This is a genomic window from Streptomyces ficellus, from assembly GCF_009739905.1.
Taxonomy (GTDB): Bacteria; Actinomycetota; Actinomycetes; order Streptomycetales; family Streptomycetaceae; genus Streptomyces; species Streptomyces ficellus_A.
On the sequence record NZ_CP034279.1, the window covers coordinates 4293057 to 4317343 of the forward strand.

Below are 24287 nucleotides of genomic sequence, written 5' to 3' on the forward strand. Positions count from 1 at the left end.
GGCCGCCCCGCCCGGGTCGCCGGGCGGGGCGGTGGCGTTCAGGATGCCTGGGCCTTGTCGTACAGGGCCTTGGCCTCGTTGCCGAAGTACGGGCCGAACATCCGGTTCGGCAGGAAGACGTAGCCGAAGCTGTTCACCGACACCTGGAGGCCGGTGCCGGCGGTCTCGTCGAAGCCGGTGAACCAGGGGCCGCCGCTGGAGCCGCCGGTCATGTTGCAGCCGAGGCTGTGGTCCTGCGAGAAGAGCCAGTCCTTGGAGGAGTTCCCGCTGCAGTGGATCAGCTTGGAGCCGTCGTACGGGGACGCGGCCGGGAAGCCGAAGGCGTACATCCGCTTGTTGTAGCCGCCGTTGAACTGGATGCCCTGCGCGCCGGTGACGGCGGTGAGCTTCTGGCCGTCGAGGGGCGCGACCACGGCGGCGCCGATGTCGTGGTTGATGTCCTCGCTCGCCTCCCACTGCGGTGTGGTCAGCGTCTTCGAGGCCGTCCACTGGCCGTAGGGGGCCTGGCCGTTGTCGTACCCGGGGACGAAGACCCAGTTGGTGTGCCAGGTGCCCTGGTACTTCACGCAGTGCCCGGCGGTGATGACCGTGCTGGCGTTCTGGCTGGTCACGGCGTTGCCGGAGCAGGAGGCCGTGCGGCCCTGCATGGTGAAGAACACCCGTCCCGAGGTCTTCACCACCGCGCCGCCAACGGTCCAGGGGCCGCCCGGCTGGGGGAAGGCGGTGGGGGCGACGCGGGTCGGGGCCACGGTCGTCGGGGCGCCGTCCGGCTTGGGGGTCTTGAGCTGCCGCGCGGCCCGCGGGGTGAGCACCAGGTCGAGCGGGGTCGCGCCGCGCATCCGCTCGGCGGTCCAGAAGGTGCGCGCCTCCCGCTGTTCGGCGGGGCCGACGCTCCGGGCGCCGGGCGCGGGGGTGGTGGCGGGTGCGGCCGCGGTCGCGGCGGTCGCCGACAGGGCTCCGGTCAGCAGGGCTCCGACGGTCAGCAGGACGCCCATGGCGGTGCGATGGCCTCTCACGCATGTCTCCTTCTGCCGTGCCCGGGGCGCGGTCGGCGCGGCCGGGCAGGGTGGGGGAACGAAGAGCGGTGCGGATCGACGTGCGTGAGGCAGCGTGCCACGGACAGCGGCAATTTGTCAGGAGCGCGTCAGGGTCATCTCAGCGGCTTGGCGAAGCAGCGGCTGCTCTCGTACTCGCGGTAGTAGCCGAACTTGGCGCAGGGCTCGTAGCCGCTGGAGGTGTAGAGCGCGATCGCCTCCGGCTGGGCGTCGCCCGTCTCCAGCACCATGCGGGTGCGGCCGGCGGCCCGGGCGTCGTCCTCCAGGGCGGCGAGGATGCGGCGGGCGAGGCCCAGGCCGCGCGCCTCGGGGACCACGTACATGCGCTTGAGCTCGGCGTCTCCGTCCGCGTAGCCCTCCTCGTTGCGGTCCTGGGTGCGCCAGCCGCCGGTGGCGACGGGGCGGTCCAGCGGGTCGTACGCGATCAGGTAGAGGCCGCGCGGCGGGAGGAACATCCCCGGGTCCAGCGGCGTCAGGTCGCCCCCGTCGCCGTACCGCTCGACGTACTCCTGCTGGACCAGGTCGTTGAGCTTGCGGGCGTCGGGGTGGTCGAACGACCGAGTGTGAATAATCATGCGGAGAATCGTACAATCATGCGGGGCGATCTTCGAGGCCGGACGGATAGGGTGCGCGGATGCTCATTGTGACGTCCGTGAACGTAAACGGTCTGCGCGCCGCCGCCAAGAAGGGCTTCGTGGAGTGGCTCGCCGCCACCGAGGCCGACGTGGTGTGCCTCCAGGAGGTGCGGGCCGAGGAGTCCCAGCTGCCCGAGGCGGTCCGCGCCCCCGAGGGGTGGCACACGGTGCACGCCCCGGCCGCCGCGAAGGGCCGCGCGGGCGTCGCCCTCTACACGCGGCGCGAGCCCGACGCCGTACGGGTCGGGTTCGGGTCGGACGAGTTCGACGGCAGCGGCCGGTACGTGGAGGCCGACCTGCCCGGCGTCACGGTCGCGAGCCTCTACCTGCCCTCGGGCGAGGTCGGCACCGAACGGCAGGAGGAGAAGTACCGCTTCATGGGCGAGTTCCTCCCCTACCTCAAGGGGCTGCGGGAGCGCGCGGCCGCCGACGGCCGCGAGGTGGTCGTCTGCGGCGACTGGAACATCGCGCACCAGCAGGCCGACCTGAAGAACTGGAAGGCCAACCAGAAGAACTCCGGCTTCCTCCCCGAGGAGCGCGAGTGGCTCACCCGCGTCTTCGGCGAGGCCGCGTACGTGGACGTCGTCCGGGCCCTGCACCCCGGCGTGGACGGGCCGTACTCGTGGTGGTCCTACCGCGGCCGCGCCTTCGACAATGACGCGGGCTGGCGCATCGACCTCCAGGTGGCGACCCCGGGCCTCGCCGACCGCGCGGTCAAGGCCTGGGTCGAGCGGGCGGCGACCCACGGCGAGCGGTGGAGCGATCACGCGCCGGTCACGGCCGCGTACGACCTGTGAAGCGACCGTAGAGGGCTCCCGGAGGATTCGTGGAGCCCCGCTGCCCAAGCGGGACCGGGCGATCCGGAAGTGAGGGTCCGCCAGGGCCCGTGTGGCGCGCCCGGGTTCGGGGGAAGCTTCTGGCAGGGTAAGGCGCCGTGCGCATCACCGCCGTACGTACGCCGCTGAAGCCCGCCCTGTTCGCGACGGTCGCGTGCGCAGCGCTGATCGCCGCCACCGTACCGACGTCGGCCACCGTCCCGGTCCCCGCTCACGAGATCCCCGCCGGGACGCCCGACGTCCTCCTCGCCGACCAGGCCTCCAAGCGCGTCCTGGTCCTCGACGGCCGCAGGCGCGACTGGGACCCGGCCGCCGCTCCGGCCGTCGTGAAGTGGGCGTTCTCGCCGGTCGGGGACGCGCGCTACGCCGACCTGGACCCCGGCGTCAGCTGGGTGCACCCGAGTGAGGCCAAGGTGCGCCGGTGGCGCGGGCGGACGTACGTGCTGACCGTGGCCTCCTACGGCTTCGCGGCCGTGGTCGCGTACCCGTCGGGCCGGCGGTACTTCGGCGCGGCGCTCTCGCCGGGCACCGTCCGGCACAACCCGCACAGCATCGAGCTGCTGCCGGACGGCAACGTCGCCGTGGCCGGCAGCACCGGCGGTGTCGTCCGGCTCTACGCCGCCGGTGCCCGTCCGGGACGGCCGGGCGCGGCCTATGTGGACCATCCGCTGAAGGACGCGCACGGGCTCCAGTGGGACGCCGCCCGGCGGGTGCTGTGGGCCCTGGGCGGGGACCGGCTGGTGGCCCTGGAGGTGGGCGGCACGACGGCCGCCCCGACGCTCACCGTGACCTCCGAGGCGCGGCTGCCGACCCCGCACGGGCACGACCTGGGGCAGGTGGCGGGGGACCCGGACCGGCTGTGGGTGAGCAGCGGCTCGGCGGTCTACCAGTACGTGAAGAGCACCGGTGCGTTCCTGCGGGACTATCCGGGCGCGGCGGCGATCAGCCGGGCGCGGGTCAAGGCGGTGGGGGACGACCCCGTGACCGGGCAGGTGCTCTCGACGGTGCCGGAGCGGGGGCTGGGCGAGAGCTGGTGGACGCGCACCGTGGCGGTGCACCGGCCGTCCGGGACGTACCGGCTGGCGAACGGCGGCGTCTACAAGGCCCGCTGGTGGCGGCTCGCGCCCCCGTGGCGGTGAGCGCCGTGCGTCCGGGGCCACCCGCCGGCGGCGATCACGGCTTGAGGGCGCGCAGGCGGCGGTCCAGGGCCATCGAGACCTCGGCCTCCACCACGCTCTTGGCCAGCGGGCGCAGCCGTACGACGTCGGCGTCGCCCACCTCGTGGCTGTGCAGCAGGTCGGCGAACAGGGCGGCCAGCGCGTCGGCGTGCTCCCGGACGCGGTTGGCCGCGGCCAGTACCGCGGACAGCGGGAGGCCCTCCTTGACGAGGGCGGCCGAGACCTCCAGCAGGCGGCGGCTGACGTGCACGATCTGCTCGCCGTCGGTGGCCAGGTAGCCGAGTTCGAGGGCGGCGGCGAAGTTCTCGGGCGTGACCTGGTCGCCGAAGTGGTCGGCGAGTTCCTCGGGCGTGAGCCGGACCGGCTCCTCCTCCGTCGGTTCGCCGAGCCCGAGCACCTGGCCGACGTCGCGCCCGCTCTCGAAGGCCGCGGCCAGGTCGGCGATGCCGTTGAGGGTGTGGCCGCGCTCCAGCAGGGCGGCGATCGTCCGCAGCCGGGCCAGGTGCTGGGGCCCGTACCAGGCGATGCGGCCCTCGCGGCGGGGCGGCGGGATCAGGCCGCGCTCGCGGTAGAAGCGCAGCGTACGGGCGGTGATGCCGGCGGCGTCGGCGAGCTCCTGCATGCGGTACTCGCGCGCGCCGCCGTCCGCGCCGCCGGTCGGTGCATCCGCCGGTGCGTCCACCGCGTCGCCCGCCGGTGTGTGGGACCGTCCGCCCGCCCGTCCGTTCGCCCGCTGGTTCGTCACGTCCGCAACCCTATGTCGTACCGCCGGTAACTTCCTTGGCCCACCCTCTACCGCTCGGTAGGAACCTGCCCTACTCTCCCAACAACCGTGCCAGTGAATACTGGCAGAGTTTGCGGACAGCGGATTTCCGATGCGGAGGCGGCATGAGCCAGCACGAGCACGTACGAGTGGCGGTGATCGGATCCGGATTCGGCGGCCTCGGCGCCGCCGTCCGGCTGCGCCGCGAGGGGATCACCGACTTCGTCGTCCTGGAGCGGGCCGACTCGGTCGGCGGCACCTGGCGCGACAACAGCTACCCCGGCTGCGCGTGCGACGTGCCGTCGCACCTCTACTCGTTCTCGTTCGCGCCCAACCCCGACTGGCCGCGCACCTTCTCAGGACAGCGGCACATCCGCGCCTACCTGGAGCACGTCACCGACACCTTCCGCCTGCGCCCGCACATCCGCCTCAACCACGAGGTCATGATGATGCGCTGGGACAACGACGAGCTGCGGTGGGAGATCGAGACCTCCGGCGGCACGCTCACCGCCGACATCGTCGTCTCCGCGACCGGCCCCCTGTCCGACCCGAAGATCCCGGACATCCCCGGGCTCGCCTCCTTCGAGGAGGCCGGCGGCAAGGTCTTCCACTCCGCCCGCTGGGACCACGACCACGACCTGACCGGTGAGCGCGTCGCGATGATCGGCACCGGCGCCTCGGCCATCCAGATCGTCCCGGCGATCCAGCCGAAGGCCCGCTCCCTGACCCTGTTCCAGCGGACCCCGCCGTGGGTCATGCCCCGCATGGACCGCGCCATCAGCGGCGTGGAGCGCTGGCTGCACCGGCAGTTGCCGTTCACCGGCAAGGCCCGCCGCGGACTGCTGTGGGGCATACGCGAGTTGCAGGTCAGCGCGTTCACCAAGCGGCCGAACGAGCTGCGGCTGATCGAGTCGATCGCCAAGGCCAACATGGGCCGGGCCATCAAGGACCCCGCTCTGCGGGCCAGACTGACCCCGGACTACCGCATCGGCTGCAAGCGCATCCTGCTGTCCAGCGAGTACTACCCGGCCCTCGCGCAACCCAACGTGGACGTCGTCGCCTCCGGGCTGGCGCAGGTGCGCGGCAGGATGCTCGTCGCCGCGGACGGGACGGAGACCGAGGCCGACACGATCATCTTCGGCACCGGGTTCCACGTCACCGACATGCCGATCGCCCAGCGCGTGGTGGGCGCCGACGGGATCACGCTCGCCGAGGCGTGGAAGGACGGCATGGAGTCGCTCCGGGGCGCGACCGCCGCGGGCTTCCCCAACTGGATGACGATCATCGGGCCCAACACGGGTCTCGGGAACTCCTCCATGATCCTCATGATCGAGTCCCAGCTGAACTACCTGGCCGACTACGTGCGCCAACTGGACGTCCTCGGCGGCCGGGCCGCCCTCGCCGCCCGGCCGTCGGCCGTCGCCGCCTGGAACCGGCGCGTGCAGACCCGCATGGAGCGCACGGTCTGGAACGCCGGCGGCTGCGACAGCTGGTACCTGGACGCGAACGGGCGCAACACCACCATCTGGCCCGGCACGACGGCCGAGTTCCGGCGCGCGACGCGGCAGGTGGACCTGTCGGAGTACGAGGTGGTCCGCGCCCGGCCGCTGTCGGACGCCAAGCCCGGCGGCCCCGGCTCCGGCGCCGCGAAGGGGGCCGTGGCATGAGGACCGTCCCCGCCGTCTCCGCCGACGGATCGCGGCTGCACGCCGAGGTGTACGGGCCCGAGGACGCCCCGGCGGTGGTGCTGTCCCACGGCTGGACCTGCTCGACCGAGTTCTGGGCCGCCCAGGTGCGGGACCTGTCCGCCGACCACCGGGTGATCGTCTACGACCAGCGCGGCCACGGGCGCACGCCCGCCGTGGGGCCGGCCGGGTACACCACGGACGCCCTCGCCGACGACCTGGAGGCCGTGCTGGCGGCCACCCTCGCGCCGGGCGAGAAGGCCGTCCTGGCCGGTCACTCCATGGGCGGCATGACGCTCATGGCCGCCGCCGGGCGACCCGGGCTGCGCGAGCACGCGGCGGCCGTCCTGCTGTGCAGCACGGGCCCCTCGCGGCTGGTCGCCGAGTCGCTGGTGCTGCCGCTGCGGGCCGGGCGGCTGCGGACCCGGCTGACCCGGGCCGTCCTGGGCGCACGGGCACCCCTGGGACCGGTGACCCCCGTGTCCAGGGCCGTCCTCAAGTACGCCACGATGGGCCCCGGTTCGGCGGCCGAGCGGGTCGCGGAGTGCGCCCGGATCGTGCACGCCTGCCCGCGCGCGGTGCGGGTCGCCTGGTCGCACGTGCTGGCCGGCCTCGACGTCGAGGCGGACGTACGTCGGCTGACCGTGCCCACGGCGGTGATCGCCGGGACGGCCGACCGGCTCACCCCGCCCGTGCACGCGCGGGCGCTGGCCGCCGCGCTGCCCGAGTGCGTGGGGCTGGAGGAACTGGCGGGCGTCGGGCACATGACGCCGGTCGAGGCGCCGGAGGCCGTGACGGCCCGCATCCGCGCGCTGGTGACGCGCTACGTCCGTACCGAGCAGGAGGAAGTGGCATGAGCAGGGTCAGCCTTGAGGGTCAGGTCGCCGTCGTCACGGGCGGGGCGCGGGGCGTCGGGGAACTGCTGGCGCGCAAGCTGTCCGCGCGCGGCGCGAAGGTCGCGCTGCTCGGGCTCGAACCCGAACTGCTGAAGGAGGTGTCGGGGCGGCTGCACACCGAGAGCGACTGGTGGCACGTCGACGTCACCGACCACGAGGCGATGGCGCGGGTCGCCGGTGAGGTGAAGGAACGCTTCGGCAAGGTGGACGTCGTCGTCGCCAACGCCGGTGTCGCGGCGGGCGGCCCCTTCGCCGACTCCGACCCGGTCGCGTGGCGCCGGGTGATCGAGGTCAACCTCATCGGCGGCGCCGTGACGGGGCGGGCGTTCCTGCCGGTGCTGACGGAGAGCCGGGGGTACTTCCTCCAGATCGCGTCGCTCGCGGCCATCACGCCCGCGCCGATGATGTCCGCGTACTGCGCCTCCAAGTCGGGTGTGGAGGCGTTCGCCCACAGCCTGCGCGCGGAGGTCGGCCACAAGGGCGTGGGCGTCGGCGTGGGCTACCTGTCGTGGACCGACACCGACATGGTGCGCGGCGCCGACCAGGACGACGTGATGCGGGAGTTGCGGCAGCGGCTGCCGTGGCCGTCGAACCGTACGTACCCCCTGGGCCCCGCCGTCGACCGGATCGTCGCGGGCATCGAACGGCGCTCGGCGCACGTGTACGCGCAGTGGTGGCTGCGGGGCATGCAGTCGGTGCGCGGCTACCTGCCGGGGGTGATCGCGACGGTCGGCCGGCGCGAGATGCGGCGCTTCGAGCCCCGGCTGTCGGGCGTGCGGACGGGACTCGTCGGAGCGGGCGGCGCGGCCGACGAACAGGAGCGCACGGAGAGTGATCGGGCGACTACAGCTTGATCGAAATGCGCGGAATGTCGGGGCGTGCAAATCTGGTCGAGGCCGGGAACCGATCACGGTTCCCGCAGTCCCCCACCCTTTCAGGAGAAACCTCGATGGGTATCGCAGACCAGTTCCAGGACAAGGCGCAGGACATGAAGGACCAGGCCAAGCGGCGGGCCCAGGACGCGAAGCGCGATGCGCAGGAGCGTACGCAGAAGGACCGGCAGCAGGGCGGCCGTCCCGAGCGCGACGAGCGCCGCCCCCAGGGCGACACGCGCATGGCGCAGGACCGGCGGGACCTCGACGAGGTCTGACGCCACGCCGCAGCGGTGAAGGGCGCACCCGGGACGCCGGGTGCGCCTTCGCGCGTCCCGCGGGTGCGCGGCACCGGCCCCCCGGGCCCGGAGTACCGCGAACGGACGAGGAACCGGCGGACTGCCGCGAGGGTTTCGGCGGATGCCGGACCAGCGCGGGACGACGCCCGTCCCGGCGCGCCCTGCGTTCGCCGACGGGTGCCGGCGCCGGGTGTCCGGGCCGACCACCGCCCTCCCGGCGCGGGCCGCCGCCGACGACACCGTCCGGGACGGCTACTGCGCGGTGACCCAGGTCTCCTCCTGGAAGGAGACCGGCGGTAGGTGGACGAACCAGACCCGCTCGTCGGCCGTCGACTGCTCCGGGTCTGCCTGGGCGGCACCTGGGCCCGGTGGCGCGGTGAGGACGGCCCCGCCCGCGCGTCCTGCGCACGGACGGGGCCGTCACAGGGGCCGTCCGTCACAGGGGCCGGGCGGTCGTCAGGGGTTCGGCCTCGGGGGGAGCTTGGGCCGGGCCAGGTCGGGGACCTGCGAGTAGTCCGGCGGGCGGGACGCCGGATGGGTCGCCAGCAGGTCCAGCGCGACCTCCACCGCGTCGGACAGCTGGCGGTGGCGGCCCTCCGCCCAGTCCAGCGGGGTGCGCAGGATCTCGATGTCCGGTGCCACGCCGTGGTTCTCGATCGACCAGCCGTACTCGTCGAACCAGGCCGCGTTCATCGGCACCGTGATGACCGTGCCGTCGCCCAGCCGGTGGCGACCCGTCATGCCGACGACACCGCCCCAGGTGCGCCGGCCGACCACCGGGCCGAGGCCCAGCAGCTTGAAGGCCGCCGTGATCATGTCGCCGTCCGACGCGGTGGCCTCGTCGGCGAGGGCGACGACCGGGCCGCGCGGGGCGTTCGAGGCGTACGAAACGGGCTGGGCGCCCCGGGTGAGGTCCCAGCCCAGGATCCTGCGGGTGAGCGTCTCGACGACGAGCTCGCTGATGTGCCCGCCCGCGTTGCCCCGCACGTCCACGATCAGGGCGGGCCGGGACACCTCCAGGCGCAGGTCCCGGTTGAACTGCGCCCAGCCGGAGCCGCCCATGTCCGGGATGTGCAGGTAACCGCACACGCCGCCGCTCAGCTCCCGCACCACCTCCCGCCGCTTGGCGACCCAGTCCTGGTACCGCAGCGGCCGTTCGTCGACGAGCGGGACGACGGCGACGCGCCGGGCGCGGCCCTCGCCCCCGTCGGGGCGGAACGTCAGGTCGACCGTCGTCCCGCCCGCCCCCGCCAGGAGCGGGTAGGGCCCCGCCACCGGGTCCACCGGGCGGCCGTCGACATGGGTGAGGACGGCGCCCTCCCGGATCCCGGTGCCCGCCAGGGGCGAACGCGCCTTGGAGTCGGACGACTCGCCCGGCAGGATCCGCTTCACCGTCCACCGTCCGTCCCGGCAGACGAAGTTCGCGCCCAGCAGGCCCTGGGCCCGCTGGTAGTGCGGCGGGCCCTCGTTGCGGCGCGCGGGCGTGACGTACGCGTGCGAGGTGCCCAGCTCGCCCAGCACCTCCCGCATCAGGTCCGCGAACTCGTCGGGCGAGGCGACCCGTTCGACCAGCGGGCGGTACTGGTCGAGGACGCCGTCCCAGTCGATGCCGCTCATGCCCGGGTCCCAGAAGTACGCGCGGATGATGCGGCCCGCCTCGTCGTACGCCTGGCGCCACTCCGCGCCCGGGTCCACGTCGTGCGGGATGCGGCGGGAGTCGACGTACACCGTGGAGTCGCTGTCGCCGCTCTCGGTCGCCGGGACCGCGCGCAGGTCGCCCTCGTCGACCACGACGAGCCGGGTCCCGTCACCGCTCACGGCGTACCAGTCCAGGTGGTCGACCAGCTCGGTCTTGCGGGCCTTGGTGAGGCTGAAGTGTTCGAGCGTGGGCCGCCCCGAGGTGTCGGCCGGGTTGACGAACGTCTCGCCGAGCGCGCCCGAGATCGGCCACCGCAGCCAGACCAGCCCGCCGCCGTTCACCGGGTGCAGGGACGAGTACTTGGAGGCGGTGACCGGGAAGGGCGTCACCCGGTTCTCCAGCCCCTCGAACTCGACCACCACCGTCCCGTCGCCCTCCGGCGCCTCCTCCGCCAGGTCCAGCCCCCCGGCGGCCGGGCGCCCCTCCGGCGACAGCGCGAAGGGGGAGGGCGTGGTGGAGGAGAGGGGCACGAGGTGGGGACGGCAGCCGAGCGGGAAGGACAGGTCCCCGGTGTGCACGTCGTACACCGGGTCGAAGCCCCGCCAGGACAGGAAGGCGAGGTAGCGGCCGTCGCGGGTGAACACCGGGCTCTCGTCCTCGAAGCGGCCGTTGGTGACGTCCACGATCGTCCGGTCCTTGATCCGGGCGATCTTGATCTGGCGCAGCGACCGGCCGACGCCCGGGTGGGACCACGTGAGCCAGGCCCCGTCGGGGGAGAACGCCAGGTCGCGGACGGGCCCGTTGACGGACCGGGTCAGCTCGGTCAGGGCGCCGGTGGCGGCGTCGGCGTGGGTGGCGTCGGCAGGCCCGGTGGCCCCGGTGGGCTCATCCGCGGCGTCGGTCGCAGGGGCGTCGTGGGTCCCACCAGCCTCGCCCGGCCCTCCCGCCTCACCCGCCCCGCCCGCCTCGCCCAGCCCATCCACCTGGCCCAGCTCACCGGTCAGGGTCTCCGGTTCCTCCGAGACGTCCAGGAGCAGGAGCCGGCCGTCGTTCGAGGCGATGGCGAGCCGTTCGCCGTCGGGGTCGGCCACCATCTCGGTGACGTGGCCCAGTTCGCCCGCCGCGAGCCGCCGGGGCTCGCGGTCGCCGCTGGCGCGAGGGAGGTGGGCCACCTCCACGGCGTCCTCGCCCTCGGCGTCCGTGACGTACGCGACGCGTCCGCTGCTGCCGAGCATCTCCGGGAGCCGTACCCGGACGCCCGCGGTGTCGGCGATGGTCCGGGCGGGGCCGTCCCGGTGGGTGAGCCAGTACAGGCTGCCGCGTACGCAGACGGCGCTGGCCCGGCCCGTCTCGTCGACCGACACGGCGTCCACGTGGTGGGCCGCGGGCACCTGGTAGGTGCGCCGTCCCGCGCGCGGCCCGCCGAGCCGCACCGCCAGCCGGCGCGGCACCGAGTCGGGGGTCAGGGCGTCCACGGTCCACAGGTCGCCCGCGCACTGGTAGACCACGCGGCGCCCGTCGGTGGAGGCGTGCCGTGCGTAGAAGGCGTCGTGGTCGGTGTGCCGCCGCAGGCCGGTGCCGTCCGGGAGGCACGAGTAGAGGTTGCCGACGCCCTCGTGGTCGGAGAGGAACGCGATCCGGCCGTCCACGAACATCACGCAGTCGAGGTGGCCGCCGAGGTCCGGCAGCAGTTGCTCCCCGTGCAGCCACAGCCGCCCGGTCGCCCCGCCCCGGTACCGCTTCCAGGAGGCCGGCTCGTGCGGCGGCTTACCGGTCAGCAGGAGCGTGAGGTGCTGCCCGTCGACGTCCGCGACCGCGATGTCGGAGACCGGCCCCCACGGCAGGCGCCCGCCGGGCGACCCGTCGACGGGGACCTTGTAGGCCCAGGAGAAGTGCGAGAACGGCTGGCCGTGCGAGGCGACGGCCAGGATCTCGCCGTCCGGCGTCCACCCGCACACCCGCGTGTCCGTCGCCCCCCAGTAGGTGAGCCGGCGCGCGGGCCCGCCGTCGACCGGTGCCAGGTGGATCTCGGGGTCCAGGCTGCGCCAGGTCGTGTACGCGAGGTGCCGCCCGTCCGGCGAGAAGCGCGGGTGCCCGACGCGGGTCCGGTCGACCGTCACGCGCCAGGCGCGGCCGGGCGGTTCGCCGTCCGCGACCAGGGGCGCGACCCAGAGGTCGTCCTCGGCCACGAAGCTCAGCAGGCCGTCGTGGAGGTGGGGGAAGCGGAGGTATGCGCCGTCGCTGCTCACACAGCCATGCTTTCCGCGCTCAGGGGGCCCGGCAACCCGGCCGGGCGCACCTTTCCGGACGCGGGGCGCCCGGCCGGACCGGGAACCGTGAGCGAAACCGTGACCGGGAACACGTACGAAACGGTTTCGTTTCGCGCGCAGCGCGCGTACGCTCCCATGTGTACGAAACCGTTTCGTCTCGATGGGAGTCGGAGGCATGGCCCGCGGCAGGCTCACCCCGGAACGCGAGTCCGAGCTGTACGAAGCCGTGCTCGACCTGCTCCGCGAGGTCGGTTACGACGCCCTCACCATGGACGCCGTCGCCGCCCGCACCCACTCCAGCAAGGCCACCCTCTACCGCCAGTGGGGGAGCAAGCCCGAGCTGGTCGCCCACGCCCTGCGGCACGGCAAGCCGGTCGACATCTCCCAGATCGACACCGGCTCGCTGCGCGGGGACTTCCACGAGATACTGGCGCGTTCCGACGACTGCCAGATGGAGCGGGAGTCCGCGCTGCTGCGGGGCCTCGCCACCGCCGTCCATGAGAACCCCGACCTGCTCCAGGCGCTGCGCGAGCTGTTCGTCGAACCCGAGATGACCGGGCTCGACGAGGTGCTCGGCCGTGCGGTGCGGCGCGGCGAGGTCGCCGCGGACAACCCGGCGCTGAAGCTCGTCCCGCACATGATCATCGGCGCCTTCGTCGCCCGCCCCCTCATCGAGGACCGGCCGGTCGACAAGGACTTCCTCGCCGAGTACGCCGACGCCGTGGTCCTCCCCGCCCTGGGCGTCTGACTCCACCGCACCACCAGCACCACATAGCACCATCAGCACCACCAGCAGCACCTGACACGTACCGCTCACGCTGTCGGGCCGACTCCCCCTGTCCTGTCCCAACCCTCACCGGGAGACGCCCCCGTGGCAACGTTCCTGTACCGACTGGGCCGGTCCGCGTTCCGGCGCCGCCACCTCGTGACCCTCATATGGGTCGCGCTGCTGGCGCTCGCCGGCGTAGGCGCGGCCTCCGCGCCCGTCGCGACCTCCAGCTCCTTCTCCATACCGGGCACGGAGGCCCAGAAGGCCTTCGACCTGCTCGAAGAGCGCTTCCCGGCGGCCGGCGCCGACGGCGCCACCGCCCGTGTCGTCTTCAAGGCCCCCGACGGGCAGAAGATGACGGACCCGGCCCACAAGGCCACGGTCGGCAAGGCCGTCGGCGAGCTGAAGAGCGGCTCCGACCAGGTCGCCAACGTCACCGACCCGTACACCGTCCAGGCGGTCTCCCGGGACGGCGGCACCGCCTACGTGCAGGTGACCTACAAGGTCAACGGCATGGAGCTGACCGACGCGACGCGCGAGGCGCTGAAGGAGACCGGCGAGGAGGCGCGGCAGAGCGGCCTCACCGTCGAGATCGGCGGCGACGCGCTGCAGACCGTCCCGGAGACCGGGGCGGGCGAGATCATCGGTGTGATCGTCGCCGGGATCGTCCTCGTCATCACCTTCGGCTCCCTGGTGGCCGCCGGACTGCCGCTGCTCACCGCGATCATCGGCGTCGGCATCGGCGTCTCGACGATCACGGCGCTCGCGTCCGCGCTCGACCTCGGTTCCACCACCTCCACCCTGGCGATGATGATCGGCCTCGCGGTCGGCATCGACTACGCCCTGTTCATCGTGTCCCGCTACCGCGCCGAACTGGCCGAGGGCCGGGAGCGGGAGGAGGCCGCGGGCCGGGCCGTCGGCACCGCCGGTTCCGCCGTCGTCTTCGCCGGGCTCACCGTCGTCATCGCCCTGGTCGGCCTCGCGGTCGTCAACATCCCGATGCTGACGAAGATGGGCTTCGCGGCAGCCGGCACGGTCCTGATCGCCGTGCTGATCGCCCTCACCCTCATCCCGGCGCTGCTCGGCTACGCGGGCAAGCGGGTCGTCGGGCGCAAGGCCCGCAAGAACCCGCAGGCGGCGGCCGGCGACAAGCCCAACATGGGCACCCGCTGGGCCCGTTTCGTGCTGCGCCGCCCGGTCGCGGTGCTGCTGGTCGGCGTCTTCGGCCTCGGTGCCGTCGCCGTACCGGCCGCGTCACTGGAGATGGGCCTGCCCGACGACGGCGCCCAGCCCACCTCCACCAGCCAGCGCCGCGCCTACGACCTGCTGTCCGAGGGCTTCGGGCCGGGCTCCAACGGCCCGCTGATGGTGGTCGTCGACGGCGACCGGGCCGCCGCGAACCGTACCGTCACCGACATCAAGGGCCTGGACGGCGTCGCCGCCGTCACCCCGCCCTCGCCGAACAAGGCGGGCGACACGTCGATCATCACCGTCGTGCCGAAGGACCGGCCGTCCTCCGTGGAGACGGAGAACCTGGTCCACTCGATCCGCGACACCACCGGTGACGACGTGCTGGTCACCGGCGCGACCGCGATGAACATCGACTTCTCGCAGAAGATGAACGACGCGCTGCTGCCCTACCTGGCGCTGGTCGTCGGGCTCGCGTTCCTGCTGCTGATGGTGGTCTTCCGGTCGGTGCTGGTGCCCCTGAAGGCCGCGCTCGGCTTCCTGCTGTCGGTGGTCGCCGCGCTCGGCGCGGTGGTGGCCGTCTTCCAGTGGGGCTGGCTCGGCTCCGTCTTCGGCGTCGAGCAGACCGGTCCGATCATGAGCATGATGCCGATCTTCATGGTGGGCGTCGTCTTCGGCCTGGCGATGGACTACGAGGTCTTCCTCGTCACCCGGATGCGAGAGGCGTACGTCCACGGGGAGCGGCCCGGCGAGGCGATCGTGACCGGCTTCCGGCACGGGGCGCGGGTCGTCACCGCCGCCGCCGTGATCATGATCGCGGTGTTCGCGGGCTTCATCGGCTCCAGCGAGCAGATGGTGAAGATGATCGGCTTCGGCCTCGCGGTCGCCGTCTTCTTCGACGCGTTCGTCGTCCGCATGGCCATCGTCCCGGCGGTGCTCGCCCTGCTCGGCCGCACGGCCTGGTGGCTGCCGCGCTGGCTCGACCGCGCGCTGCCCAACGTGGACGTCGAGGGCGAGGGCCTGCGCAAGGAGCTGAGCGACGACGCGCCCGAGGGCGACGAACGGGAACTCGTCCGCGCCTGACGCCACCGCGCCACACCCTTGTCGCGCCACGCCGTCGCCGCGTCGCGCCGTCGCCCTCAGTGGGTGACGGGCGACGTGGAGGCGGCGTACGTGCGCCGCAGGAAGCGCAGCAGTGCCGAGGAGTCGAACTGCACCACCGCGACGCCCTCCGGCGTGTGGAACTCCACGATCGTCTGGACGCGGCCGCACGGCCAGATGCCGATGTCGCCGTCGCGGGAGGGGGCGCGCAGCCCCGACTCCAGCAGGGGGCGCGGGAAGCTCCACTCGGTGCCACCGGGGAAGCACAGCTGGACGAGCGGCTCGGAGGCGGCCGGGTCGTAGCGCACCGCGACGGGGACCGGGCGGGAGAGAGGACCGTCGGTCACGATCAGGGCCTTGGTGTGGACTACGACGCCTTCCTCAGCGGGGTACATGGGCCGACTCCTCACACTCGCCTTATTTGTCTCTAATGTCCCACCATTCCGTGGTGTACGCCCGCCCCCGCTTCTGGCATGTGGACGCTCTTGCACATGGTTCGCAGGAGGACCCATCATCAGAGCCGTTCATATTCCGCCTGTCCGAAAGCGGTCGTCGCATGCATGTTCCCGACGGATTCATCAACGCGCCGGTCTCCGCCGGGGCGGGACTCGTGGCCGCCGCCGCCGTCGCCATCAGCCTGCGCGGGGCGCGGAGGGAGCTGGACGACAGGACCGCGCCGCTCGCCGGGCTGGTCGCGGCGTTCGTCTTCGCCGTCCAGATGCTGAACTTCCCCGTCGCCGCCGGCACCAGCGGCCACCTGCTCGGCGGAGCCCTGGCCGCCATCCTCGTCGGGCCGTACACCGGCGTGCTGTGCATCGCGGTGGTACTGCTCCTCCAGGGCGTCCTGTTCGCCGACGGCGGGCTCACCGCGCTCGGCGTCAACATCACCGTGATGGGCGCGGTCACCGTCGTCGTCTCGTACGGGATCTTCCGCGGCCTGGTCAGGGTCCTGCCGCGCACCCGCCGGTCGGTGACCGTGGCCTCCTTCGTGGCGTCCCTGGTCTCGGTACCGGCCGCGGCGGTGGCGTTCACGGCCGTCTACGCGGTCGGCGGCACCACCGACGTACCCCTCACCAAGGTCCTCGCCGCCATGACCGGCGTCCACGTCCTCATCGGCATCGGCGAGGCGCTGATCACCACGGCGACCGTCGGCGCCGTCATCGCCGTACGCCCCGACCTGGTGTACGGGGCGCGGGGCCTGACCGCGCCCCTGAAGCTGCGGGTGGGCGGCGAGCTGGTCGACGCGGCGCCCGCCGCGCCCGCGCCGGCCCCCGCCCGCCCCACCCGGAAGGTCTGGCTCGCCGGCCTGGGCACCGCCCTCGTCCTGGCCGGTGGCATCTCCTACTACGCCTCCGCCAGCCCCGACGGCCTGGAGAGGGTCGCCGCCGACCAGGGCATCGACAAGAAGGTCGAGGAGCACGCCGCCGCCGACTCGCCGCTCGCCGACTACGGCGTCAGCGGCCTCGACAACGCCCGCCTGTCCGGGGGGCTGGCGGGCACCATCGGCGTGGGCGCGACCGTCCTCGCCGGCACGGGGATCTTCTGGGCGGTGCGCCGCCGCCGCACGCACGCCGCCACCGCCGGGGCCCGTACCCAGGGCAGCGACTGACGTGGGGGCGGGGCACGCGCACAAGCTCTACCGGCACGGGCACTCGCCCGTGCACCGGCTGCCGCCGCACTGCAAGCTCGCGGCCGTGTTCGCGTTCGTCCTGGTCGTCGTGTCCACGCCCCGCGAGGCGGTGTGGGCCTTCGCCGCCTACGCCGGGCTGCTCGGCGCGGTCGCGGCGGCGGCGCGGGTGCCGCCCTCGTTCCTGCTGCGGCGCCTGGTGATCGAGGTGCCGTTCGTGGCGTTCGCGTTCCTGATGCCGTTCGTCGTGCCCGGCGAGCAGACGCAGGTGCTGGGCGTCTCCGTCTCGGTGCCCGGCCTGTGGGACGCCTGGAACGTGCTCGCCAAGGGCACCCTCGGGGTCGCCGCGTCCGTGCTGCTGGCCGCCACCACCGAACTGCGAGCCCTGCTGCTCGGCCTGCAACGGCTGAGACTGCCGCCCCTGCTCGTACAGATCGCCTCCTTCATGATCCGGTACGGCGACGTCATCACCGACGAGATGCGCCGCATGTCCGTCGCCCGCCGCTCGCGCGGGTTCGAGGCGAGGGGCGTCCGGCACTGGGGGGTGCTCGCCAAGTCGGCGGGCGCCCTGTTCATCCGCTCCTACGAACGCGGCGAACGCGTCCACCTGGCGATGGTGAGCCGCGGCTACGCCGGCTCCATGCCGGTCATCGACGAGGTGACCGCCTCCCGGGCGCAGTGGACCTCCGCCGCCGCCCTGCCCTTCGCGGCCCTGCTCATCTGTCTGCTGGGATGGACGCTATGAGTCTCAGTTTCGTGCCGTCGCTCGACGTCCGCGGCCTCGCGTACGCCTACCCCGACGGCCACCAGGCGCTCTTCGGCGTGGACCTGACCGTCGAGCGCGGCGAGCGGGTCGCCCTGCTCGGCCCCAACGGCGCCGGCAAGACCACCCTCGTCCTGCACCTCAACGGCATCCTCACCGGCGGCGCCGGGACCGTCACCGTGGCCGGGCTGCCGGTCGCCAAGGCCAACCTCGCGGAGATCCGCCGCCGGGTCGGCATCGTCTTCCAGGACCCCGACGACCAGTTGTTCATGCCGACCGTCCGCGAGGACGTCGCCTTCGGGCCGGCGTCGGCCGGGCTGCGCGGCCCTGAGCTGGAGGAGGTCGTCGCCAAGGCCCTGGCCCGGGTCGGCATGGCGGAGTACGCGGACCGCCCCCCGCACCACCTGTCCTTCGGCCAGCGGCGGCGGGTCGCGGTCGCGACCGTCCTCGCCATGGAGCCCGAGATCCTCGTCCTCGACGAGCCGTCGTCCAACCTCGACCCGGCCTCGCGCCGCGAACTCGCCGACATCCTCCGCTCGCTGGACGTCACCGTGCTGATGGTGACCCACGACCTCCCCTACGCGCTCGAACTGTGCCCCCGCGCGGTGGTGCTGAGCGAGGGTGTGATCGCGGCGGACGGCCCGACCGGTGCCCTGCTCGCCGACGAGGAGCTGATGCGCGCGCACCGCCTGGAGCTGCCCTTCGGCTTCGACCCGACCGCCCGCCCGGCCGACCGCCCGGCCGCCGGCCCGACCCGGAAGCCCGCGCCCCGCTGAGGCGTTGCACCATGGGGTGAACGAACGCGAGAGGAGCGTGGGAGCGTGGACGTCCGGGAGATCCAGGGCATCCAGGACATCCGGGGCACGGTGCAGGCGGGCTTCGAACCGGTCAGGGACGCGTTCCTGCGCAACTTCCAGCAGCGCGGCGAACGGGGCGCCGCCGTCGCCGTCTACCGGGACGGCCGCAAGGTCGTCGACCTGTGGGCCGGCGCCAAGGACGTGGACGGCACCGCCCCGTGGGCCGTGGACACCGCGCAGATCGTCCGCTCCGCCACCAAGGGCGTCGCCGCCGCCGTACCGCTGCTGCTGCACCAGCGGGGGCAACTGGACCTGGACGCGCCGGTCGGCACGTACTGGCCCGAGTACAAGGCGGCGGGCAAGGAGCGCACACTGGTGCGGCACCTGCTGTCCCACCAGGCGGGCGTCCCCGTCGTGGACCGCCCCCTGACCGTGGCCGAGGCCGCCGACCTCTCCGTGGCGTCCGACGCCATCGCCGCCCAGGCCCCCGCCTGGGAGCCGGGCACCGCCCACGGCTACCACGCCCACACCTACGGCTGGCTGCTGAGCGCCCTGGTCCAGCGGGTCACCGGCCGCTCCATCGGCCGCTGGGTCGCCGAGGAGATCGCCCGCCCGCTCGGCCTCGACCTGTGGATCGGCCTCCCCGCCGACGAAGCGCACCGGGCCGGCCGCGTGGGCCCCGTCGAGGAGCCGTCCGCCGGGGGCGCGCTCAGGCTGCGCCCCAAGCGCTCGGTCGCCGACGCCTACGCCGACCCGGCCTCGCTCACCCGCCGCGCGTTCGGCGCGCTCGACCCGGCGCCCGACGAGAACGACCCGGCCTACCGCGCCGCCGAACTCCCCGCCTCGGCGGGCGTCTCCACCGCCCGCGCGCTCGCCCGCTTCTACGCGGCGACGCTCGGCCCGGTCGACGGCCACCGCCTCTTCGCGCCGGCGACCCTCGCGATGGCTCGCACCGAGGAGTCCGCCGGCCCCGACCGGGTCCTGGTGGTCTCCACCCGCTTCGGCCTCGGCCACATGCTGCACGGCCCGGCGTCACCGCTGCTCGGCCCGGGCTCCTTCGGCCACCCGGGCCGGGGAGGCTCGCTCGGGTTCGCCGACCCGGAGTCGGGCATCGCGTTCGGGTACGTCACGAACGGCATGCGCAAGGGCGTCACGGCCGACCCCCGGGCCCAGGCCCTGGTGCGGGCGGTCAGGGCGTCGATCGCGTAGGTCCCGCGCGGCACACTCGCCCCGCGCCCGGCCCACCCGCCCCGCGTGCCCGGCCCCGCGACCCCCGTGCGCGGAGCGGAGCCCACGCCCCGCACGGCCCGGCTCGGGCCGGGCGGGGCGCACCGCGGTGAGTGGTCCCGGAGGGGGGCCTCCGGGTGTAACCAGTCGGCGGGTGGGGATCCGTCCCGCCTACGATGGCAGCGCGGCCGAGGCCGATCCATGGGGAGAACTGCGTATGGACTGCGGAGGGAGCCGTGGCGTACCGGGTGGCGCACGACTACGAGCGGATGCTCGACCTCGCCGTCGCGGTCATGGAGAGCCGGCGGCCCGGCGACGTGTGGCAGCTGGTCGCCGCGGAGCTGCTGCGCAGGCTGGACGGCTCGGTCCTGCTGATGAAGGACGGTGACTGGACCCCGTCCAGCGGCGCGGTCGGCGTCTGGCTGCCCGGCGCGCCGGCCCCCGTCGAACCGGACGACGCCACCGCCCGGTTGATCCGCTCCGGCTACCCCTTCGCGAGCCACTACGTCGACCACGACGACCGGGACCCCCGCACGGCGGCCCAGGTCGCCGGGGACCGCGCCTGGTCCCACAGCGAGACGGCGAGCGCGCTGCGGGAGTCCTTCGGCACCCGCCACATGCTCGGCCTGCCGCTGCCCGGCCACGACAGTGCGGTCCGCGGCTTCATCGTCCACCGCGACGGCACGGACTTCGACGCCCGCGACCTGTTCTACGCCGCGCGCGTCCAGCCCCTGCTGGCCGCCGCCGCGGCCCAGCACCGGCTGCTGGCGCACCGGTGGGCGGAGGAGTCCCCGGCGGCGGCGGGCGCCGGCCACGGGCTGACGCCCCGTGAGACGGCCGTCCTGCGGACGCTCGCCGAAGGGCTTCCCGCCACGGCCATGGCCCGCCGGCTCGGGGTCTCGGTGCGCACGGTGCACAAGCACCTGCAGAACCTCTACCGCAAGCTGGAGACCGCCGACCGCCTGGGCACGGTCCTGCGCGCCCAGGAGCTGGGCCTGCTGTCGGCCGCCCCGGCCCCGGCCCCGGGCACGGTCCCGCGTCCGCCCGGCCGGCCCGGCGGTCAGTGCACCCGCTGACCGGTCAGCAGGCCGAGCAGGTGGTCCATCTCGCCCCGCCAGATGCGGTGCACGTTCATCCGCGTCGGCTTCGGCTGCCCCGGCAGCAGCACCCGGAAGGAACTCCACAGGGTGTTGCGCCGCACGTCGCTTATCATCGCCCCCACCTGGGCGGGCGGCAGCGCGAACGCCACCTCCTGGGGGCGGTTGCTCCACCGGCTCGCCTTGTGGACGACCACGGCCTGCTCGGTCAGGGTGATGAAGTAGTACGTCAGGAACGCCTGCCCGATCAGTCCCAGCATGCTCATCAGCCACACACTGGGCCCGGCGATCGCCTGGATGGTGACGACCGGCCGGTCGGCCGGATTGACCTGCGCGAGGGCCTGGGCCACTTGCTGCTGGATGGTCGCCTTCTTGATGGCCATGAAGCCCTCCCCAAAAACGGAATCTGCGCCCCCACTTCCGGGGGCACCGCAGGATACCCGTGCGAAGAACTCACCCCACGTGCAGCATCAGCCCGATGCCCACCACCATCACGCCCGCCGCCGCGATCCTCGGGGCGCCGAAGCGTTCCTTGAAGAACAGGGCGCCGATGGCCGCGCCCACGATGATGGACGATTCGCGCAGGGCGGCCACCGGAGCCAGCGGCGCGCGGGTCTGGGCCCACAGGACGAGGGCGTACGCCGAGATCGACATGGCCGCGCCGAGGAGCCCCAGGGCGGCGTGCGGACGGAGCTGGGCGCCCAGCGCGGTGCCGCGGCGGGCCAGGGTGTACGCCGGGATCGCGAGCCCCTGGAGGAGCATCAGCCACGCGATGTAGCCGAGCGGGCTGCCCGCGGCGCGCACCCCCACCCCGTCCACGACCGTGTAACCGGCGATGGCCACGCCGGTGGCCAGGGCGGCGAGCACCGCGGGCCGGTTGGGGCGGCGGCTCGTGCCGCGGATGCCCCACAGGGCGAGCCCCACCAGGCCCGCCGAGGCGACGGCGACCCCCAGGAGCTGCCGCCCGTCGGGGAGTTCGCCGACGAAGACCGCCGCCAGCAGAGTGACCGCCAGCGGGGCCGTGCCACGCGCGATCGGGTACGTCTGGCCGAAGTCGCCGAGCGAGAACGAACGCATCAGCAGCGCCATGTACCCAACGTGCAGGGCGGCGGACAGCAGCAGGTACGGCCGGGCCGCGGGGGCGGGCGCCGGGACGAACCAGATCGCGCACGCGGCGATCAGCGCCCCGCCGCCGGATATCAGCGTGAAGGACAGCAACTGGTCCTTCAGGTGGTGGGCGATGGCGTTCCACCCGGCGTGCGTCACCGCGGCGACCAGCACGGCGGCGGCCACCAGCGGCGTCATGCCGACCGCTCGCGCACGTCCGCCAGGGTGGCGCCCGCGTGGGCGACCAGCGTCGCCGGGTCGAGCGGGAACACCGTGTGCGGCGTCCCGGCCGCCGCCCACACCACGTCGTGGCCCAGCAGCCCCCGGTCGGCCAGCACCCGCGTGCTCGTCACATGGCCGAAGGGCGGTACGCCGCCGATGGCGTACCCCGTGGTCCGCCGTACGAGGTCGGCGTCCGCCCGCGTCACGGCGGCCGCGCCCAGCTCCTGGCGCACCCGCTCCACGTCGACCCGCGAGGAGCCGTCCATCAGGACCAGCACGGGCACGCCGTCCGCCGCGAACACCAGCGACTTGACGATCTCGGACGGGTCGCAGCCGATCGCGGCGGCGGCCTGGGCGGCGGTGCGGGTGGCGTCGGGGAAGCGGCGGACCTCCACGTCGTGCAGGCCGAGCTCGCGCAGGGCCTCGGCGAACCGCGGAAGGGCAAGGGAAGCGCTCATGGCCCGCACGCTAGCGGTAGCTGTACGGGCCACGCGAGTGCGTCACCGGGCCTTGAGCACGGCCGCGACCACCGGGCCCGCCGCGTCGCCGCCGTGGCCGCCCGCCTGGACGACCGCCGCGGCCGCCAGGTCGTCGGCGAAGCCGGCGAACCAGCTGTTGGAGTCGGCCTGCCCGCCGACCTCGGCCGAGCCGGTCTTCGCGCCCTTGTCGCCGCCGACCCCGGCCATGGCCGCCGCGCCCGTGCCGCTGGTCGCGGTGGCCCGCATCATGTCGCGCAACTGCCCGGCGGCGGAGCCCTCCAGCGGGCGGGACGCGGTGGCGATCTCCCGGTCGTCCAGCCCCGGCGGCACGATGACCGGCTGCCGGAAGGAACCGTTCTTCGCGGTCGCCGTGATGGACGCGACGTTGAGGGCGTTCATCTGCACCGTGCCCTGCCCGATGTACTGGGCCGCGGCCACCCCGCCGGTCTCCGCGGGCACCGACCCGTCCCACGAGACCACGCCCGTCTGCCAGTTCAGCCCGATGCCGAAGACGTCACGGGCCTCCTCGCCCAGCGCCGCGTCGTTCTTCACGTCGTCGATCAGCTTGATGAAGGCGGTGTTGCAGGAGCGCTTGAAGCTCTCGTTGAAGGTGCTGCCGCTGGGGAGGTCGAAGTGAGCGAGGTTGTGGAAGGTGCGGCCCTGGTACATGACCTCCTTGGGGCACTCCGCCGGGCGGTCCGCGCCCACCAGGCCCTTCTCCAGCAGCATCGCCGCCGTCACGATCTTCAGCGTCGAACCGGGCGCCTGCTTCCCCTCGAACGCCGCGTTGAACGCGTCCTGGCGATTGTTGGCCACGGCCCGTATCTCACCCGTGGACGGCTTGATCGCCACCACCGACGACTCGCCGTACCGCTTCACCGCCCGCTCGGCCGCCGCCTGGACGTCCGCGTCCAGCGTCGTCACCAGCTTGCCGGGCACGCCCTTGGCGAGCGTCAGCAGCGTCTGGTCGGCCCGGCCCTCGACGGTGGAGTCGATCCACGTCTCGATGCCGGGCTTCCCGCCCGCGTCCTCGCCGTACTTCTCGCGCAACTGGTCCAGGACCGGTCTCAGGGACGGGTACTTCTCCGGCGTCAGCTCCACGCCGTCGTGGTCGACCGCCTTCACCGGCGGGCTGGGCGCCTCGCCCGTGCGCAGCGCCGACTGCTCGGTCAGCTTCGGGTGGAGCACCGACGGCTTCCAGTCGACCAGCGGCAGCCCGGTGGTGACGCCCCGGACGACGGTCAGCTCCGAGGCGTACGTCAGGCGCTTGGACTTCCCCTCGTACGTGACGGTCGCGTCGACCGTGAACGGCACCTTCGGGCCCACCGGTTCGCCCGGGGTGATGACCGCCTTCGAGACGTGGGCCTCCGTCCGGAAACCCGCCACGGCGGGCGTCGCCGTACCGGCGTCGTCCGTCAGCTCACCGGCCGCCGCCGCGTCACCGGCCGCCCACGCGGCCAGGAAGTCCTTCGCGGTCCGCCGCGTCTCCTCGGCGGTCACCGGCCCGCTGCCCGCCTCGCGCGGGGCCGCGGCCGAGGTGGTGACGGGCCCGCCGCCGTCGTCCGCGCCGTAGAGGACGTGGTACGCCCCGTACCCCACCCCGCCCGCGACGACGATGAACACCCCGCCGACGACGGCGACCTTCGCTCCACTGCGCATGTGCGGTTCCCCTCCCCAGGAGCTCGCTTGAACATGTTCAAGCGCATAGGGAGTCACCCTACAAAGGCGGGCGGCGGAGCCAACAGCGAAGGAGACAAGAGCAAAGGCAAGGAGTCACGTACT

At 73.6% G+C, this 24287-nt stretch carries 22 protein-coding genes; 13 read left to right on the top strand and 9 right to left on the bottom strand.

The genetic code is table 11. The features are described 5' to 3' along the window. Nucleotides 1-38 precede the first annotated feature (38 nt). Nucleotides 39-1016: a trypsin-like serine peptidase gene (locus EIZ62_RS19260; protein WP_156693894.1), complete on the bottom strand. Its 978-nt coding sequence runs from the start codon at nucleotides 1014-1016 to the stop codon at nucleotides 39-41. A 134-nt stretch (nucleotides 1017-1150) separates the two neighbouring features. After that, nucleotides 1151-1630: a GNAT family N-acetyltransferase gene (locus tag EIZ62_RS19265; protein ID WP_156693895.1), complete on the bottom strand. Its 480-nt coding sequence runs from the start codon at nucleotides 1628-1630 to the stop codon at nucleotides 1151-1153. A 59-nt stretch (nucleotides 1631-1689) separates the two neighbouring features. Between EIZ62_RS19265 and EIZ62_RS19270 the strand changes: the two genes are divergently transcribed. Next, nucleotides 1690-2487 (top strand): exodeoxyribonuclease III, encoded by a 798-nt coding sequence (locus EIZ62_RS19270; RefSeq protein WP_156693896.1) that lies wholly within the window; start codon nucleotides 1690-1692, stop codon nucleotides 2485-2487. A 137-nt stretch (nucleotides 2488-2624) separates the two neighbouring features. Further along, nucleotides 2625-3665, top strand: coding sequence for a DUF6528 family protein (locus EIZ62_RS19275; protein ID WP_156693897.1), 1041 nt, complete (start codon nucleotides 2625-2627; stop codon nucleotides 3663-3665). A gap of 34 nt (nucleotides 3666-3699) precedes the next feature. Here EIZ62_RS19275 and EIZ62_RS19280 read toward each other — a convergent pair whose 3' ends face one another. Beyond that, a complete protein-coding gene (locus tag EIZ62_RS19280) occupies nucleotides 3700-4326 on the bottom strand; it encodes a MerR family transcriptional regulator (RefSeq protein ID WP_156696487.1) in 627 nt (208 codons plus the stop codon). 266 nt (nucleotides 4327-4592) lie between these two features. Here EIZ62_RS19280 and EIZ62_RS19285 point away from each other — a divergent pair, with 266 nt between their 5' ends. From EIZ62_RS19285 to EIZ62_RS19300, 4 genes are all read left to right on the top strand, one after another. Next, nucleotides 4593-6134 (top strand): flavin-containing monooxygenase, encoded by a 1542-nt coding sequence (locus EIZ62_RS19285; protein WP_156693898.1) that lies wholly within the window; start codon nucleotides 4593-4595, stop codon nucleotides 6132-6134. Next, nucleotides 6131-7009 (top strand): alpha/beta fold hydrolase, encoded by an 879-nt coding sequence (locus EIZ62_RS19290; RefSeq protein ID WP_156693899.1) that lies wholly within the window; start codon nucleotides 6131-6133, stop codon nucleotides 7007-7009. The genes EIZ62_RS19285 and EIZ62_RS19290 overlap by 4 nt, the downstream gene beginning before the upstream one ends. After that, the gene (locus EIZ62_RS19295) at nucleotides 7006-7902 is read left to right on the top strand and encodes an SDR family oxidoreductase (RefSeq protein ID WP_156693900.1); all 897 of its coding nucleotides are present in this window, start codon (nucleotides 7006-7008) and stop codon (nucleotides 7900-7902) included. Before EIZ62_RS19290 ends, EIZ62_RS19295 begins: the two co-directional genes overlap by 4 nt. A gap of 95 nt (nucleotides 7903-7997) precedes the next feature. Beyond that, nucleotides 7998-8198: a hypothetical protein gene (locus EIZ62_RS19300; protein ID WP_156693901.1), complete on the top strand. Its 201-nt coding sequence runs from the start codon at nucleotides 7998-8000 to the stop codon at nucleotides 8196-8198. 477 nt (nucleotides 8199-8675) lie between these two features. Here EIZ62_RS19300 and EIZ62_RS19305 read toward each other — a convergent pair whose 3' ends face one another. Further along, nucleotides 8676-12107: a S41 family peptidase gene (locus EIZ62_RS19305; protein WP_156693902.1), complete on the bottom strand. Its 3432-nt coding sequence runs from the start codon at nucleotides 12105-12107 to the stop codon at nucleotides 8676-8678. A gap of 196 nt (nucleotides 12108-12303) precedes the next feature. On the opposite strand from EIZ62_RS19305, the gene EIZ62_RS19310 reads away from it, so the two are divergent. Together EIZ62_RS19310 and EIZ62_RS19315 are read left to right on the top strand one after the other, a co-directional pair. Beyond that, entirely contained in the window at nucleotides 12304-12876 is a 573-nt protein-coding gene (locus EIZ62_RS19310) for a TetR/AcrR family transcriptional regulator (RefSeq protein ID WP_156693903.1), read from the top strand. Nucleotides 12877-12999: 123 nt separating this feature from the next. Then, on the top strand, nucleotides 13000-15168 hold the full coding sequence (locus tag EIZ62_RS19315; protein WP_156693904.1) for an MMPL family transporter: 2169 nt from the start codon (nucleotides 13000-13002) through the stop codon (nucleotides 15166-15168). A gap of 56 nt (nucleotides 15169-15224) precedes the next feature. Here EIZ62_RS19315 and EIZ62_RS19320 read toward each other — a convergent pair whose 3' ends face one another. Beyond that, nucleotides 15225-15581 (bottom strand): SsgA family sporulation/cell division regulator, encoded by a 357-nt coding sequence (locus EIZ62_RS19320; protein ID WP_156693905.1) that lies wholly within the window; start codon nucleotides 15579-15581, stop codon nucleotides 15225-15227. Nucleotides 15582-15742: 161 nt separating this feature from the next. Between EIZ62_RS19320 and EIZ62_RS19325 the strand changes: the two genes are divergently transcribed. The 5 genes from EIZ62_RS19325 to EIZ62_RS19345 all read left to right on the top strand — a co-directional run bounded on the left by EIZ62_RS19325 (nucleotide 15743) and on the right by EIZ62_RS19345 (nucleotide 20676). Then, the gene (locus tag EIZ62_RS19325; protein ID WP_156693906.1) at nucleotides 15743-16795 is read left to right on the top strand and encodes an energy-coupling factor ABC transporter permease; all 1053 of its coding nucleotides are present in this window, start codon (nucleotides 15743-15745) and stop codon (nucleotides 16793-16795) included. A 1-nt stretch (nucleotide 16796) separates the two neighbouring features. Then, the gene (gene cbiQ / locus EIZ62_RS19330; protein WP_156693907.1) at nucleotides 16797-17558 is read left to right on the top strand and encodes a cobalt ECF transporter T component CbiQ; all 762 of its coding nucleotides are present in this window, start codon (nucleotides 16797-16799) and stop codon (nucleotides 17556-17558) included. Beyond that, nucleotides 17555-18352 (top strand): energy-coupling factor ABC transporter ATP-binding protein, encoded by a 798-nt coding sequence (locus tag EIZ62_RS19335; protein WP_425281831.1) that lies wholly within the window; start codon nucleotides 17555-17557, stop codon nucleotides 18350-18352. Before cbiQ ends, EIZ62_RS19335 begins: the two co-directional genes overlap by 4 nt. A gap of 45 nt (nucleotides 18353-18397) precedes the next feature. After that, the gene (locus tag EIZ62_RS19340; protein WP_244375808.1) at nucleotides 18398-19582 is read left to right on the top strand and encodes a serine hydrolase domain-containing protein; all 1185 of its coding nucleotides are present in this window, start codon (nucleotides 18398-18400) and stop codon (nucleotides 19580-19582) included. A gap of 254 nt (nucleotides 19583-19836) precedes the next feature. Beyond that, nucleotides 19837-20676, top strand: a complete 840-nt coding sequence (locus EIZ62_RS19345) for a helix-turn-helix transcriptional regulator (RefSeq protein ID WP_244375810.1) — start codon at nucleotides 19837-19839, stop codon at nucleotides 20674-20676. On the opposite strand, the gene EIZ62_RS19350 is transcribed toward EIZ62_RS19345, so the two are convergent. The 4 genes from EIZ62_RS19350 to EIZ62_RS19365 form a co-directional block, all read right to left on the bottom strand. Beyond that, entirely contained in the window at nucleotides 20661-21080 is a 420-nt protein-coding gene (locus tag EIZ62_RS19350) for a hypothetical protein (protein ID WP_156693909.1), read from the bottom strand. The genes EIZ62_RS19345 and EIZ62_RS19350 overlap by 16 nt on opposite strands. A 70-nt stretch (nucleotides 21081-21150) precedes the next feature. Further along, nucleotides 21151-22002 carry an EamA family transporter gene (locus EIZ62_RS19355; protein WP_156693910.1) on the bottom strand — a complete coding sequence of 284 codons (852 nt, stop codon included), beginning with the start codon at nucleotides 22000-22002 and terminating at the stop codon, nucleotides 21151-21153. Next, nucleotides 21999-22484: a YbaK/EbsC family protein gene (locus EIZ62_RS19360; RefSeq protein WP_156693911.1), complete on the bottom strand. Its 486-nt coding sequence runs from the start codon at nucleotides 22482-22484 to the stop codon at nucleotides 21999-22001. The genes EIZ62_RS19355 and EIZ62_RS19360 overlap by 4 nt, the downstream gene beginning before the upstream one ends. Nucleotides 22485-22526: 42 nt before the next feature. Beyond that, entirely contained in the window at nucleotides 22527-24164 is a 1638-nt protein-coding gene (locus tag EIZ62_RS19365; protein WP_156693912.1) for a penicillin-binding transpeptidase domain-containing protein, read from the bottom strand. Between the last annotated feature and the right edge of the window lie 123 nt (nucleotides 24165-24287).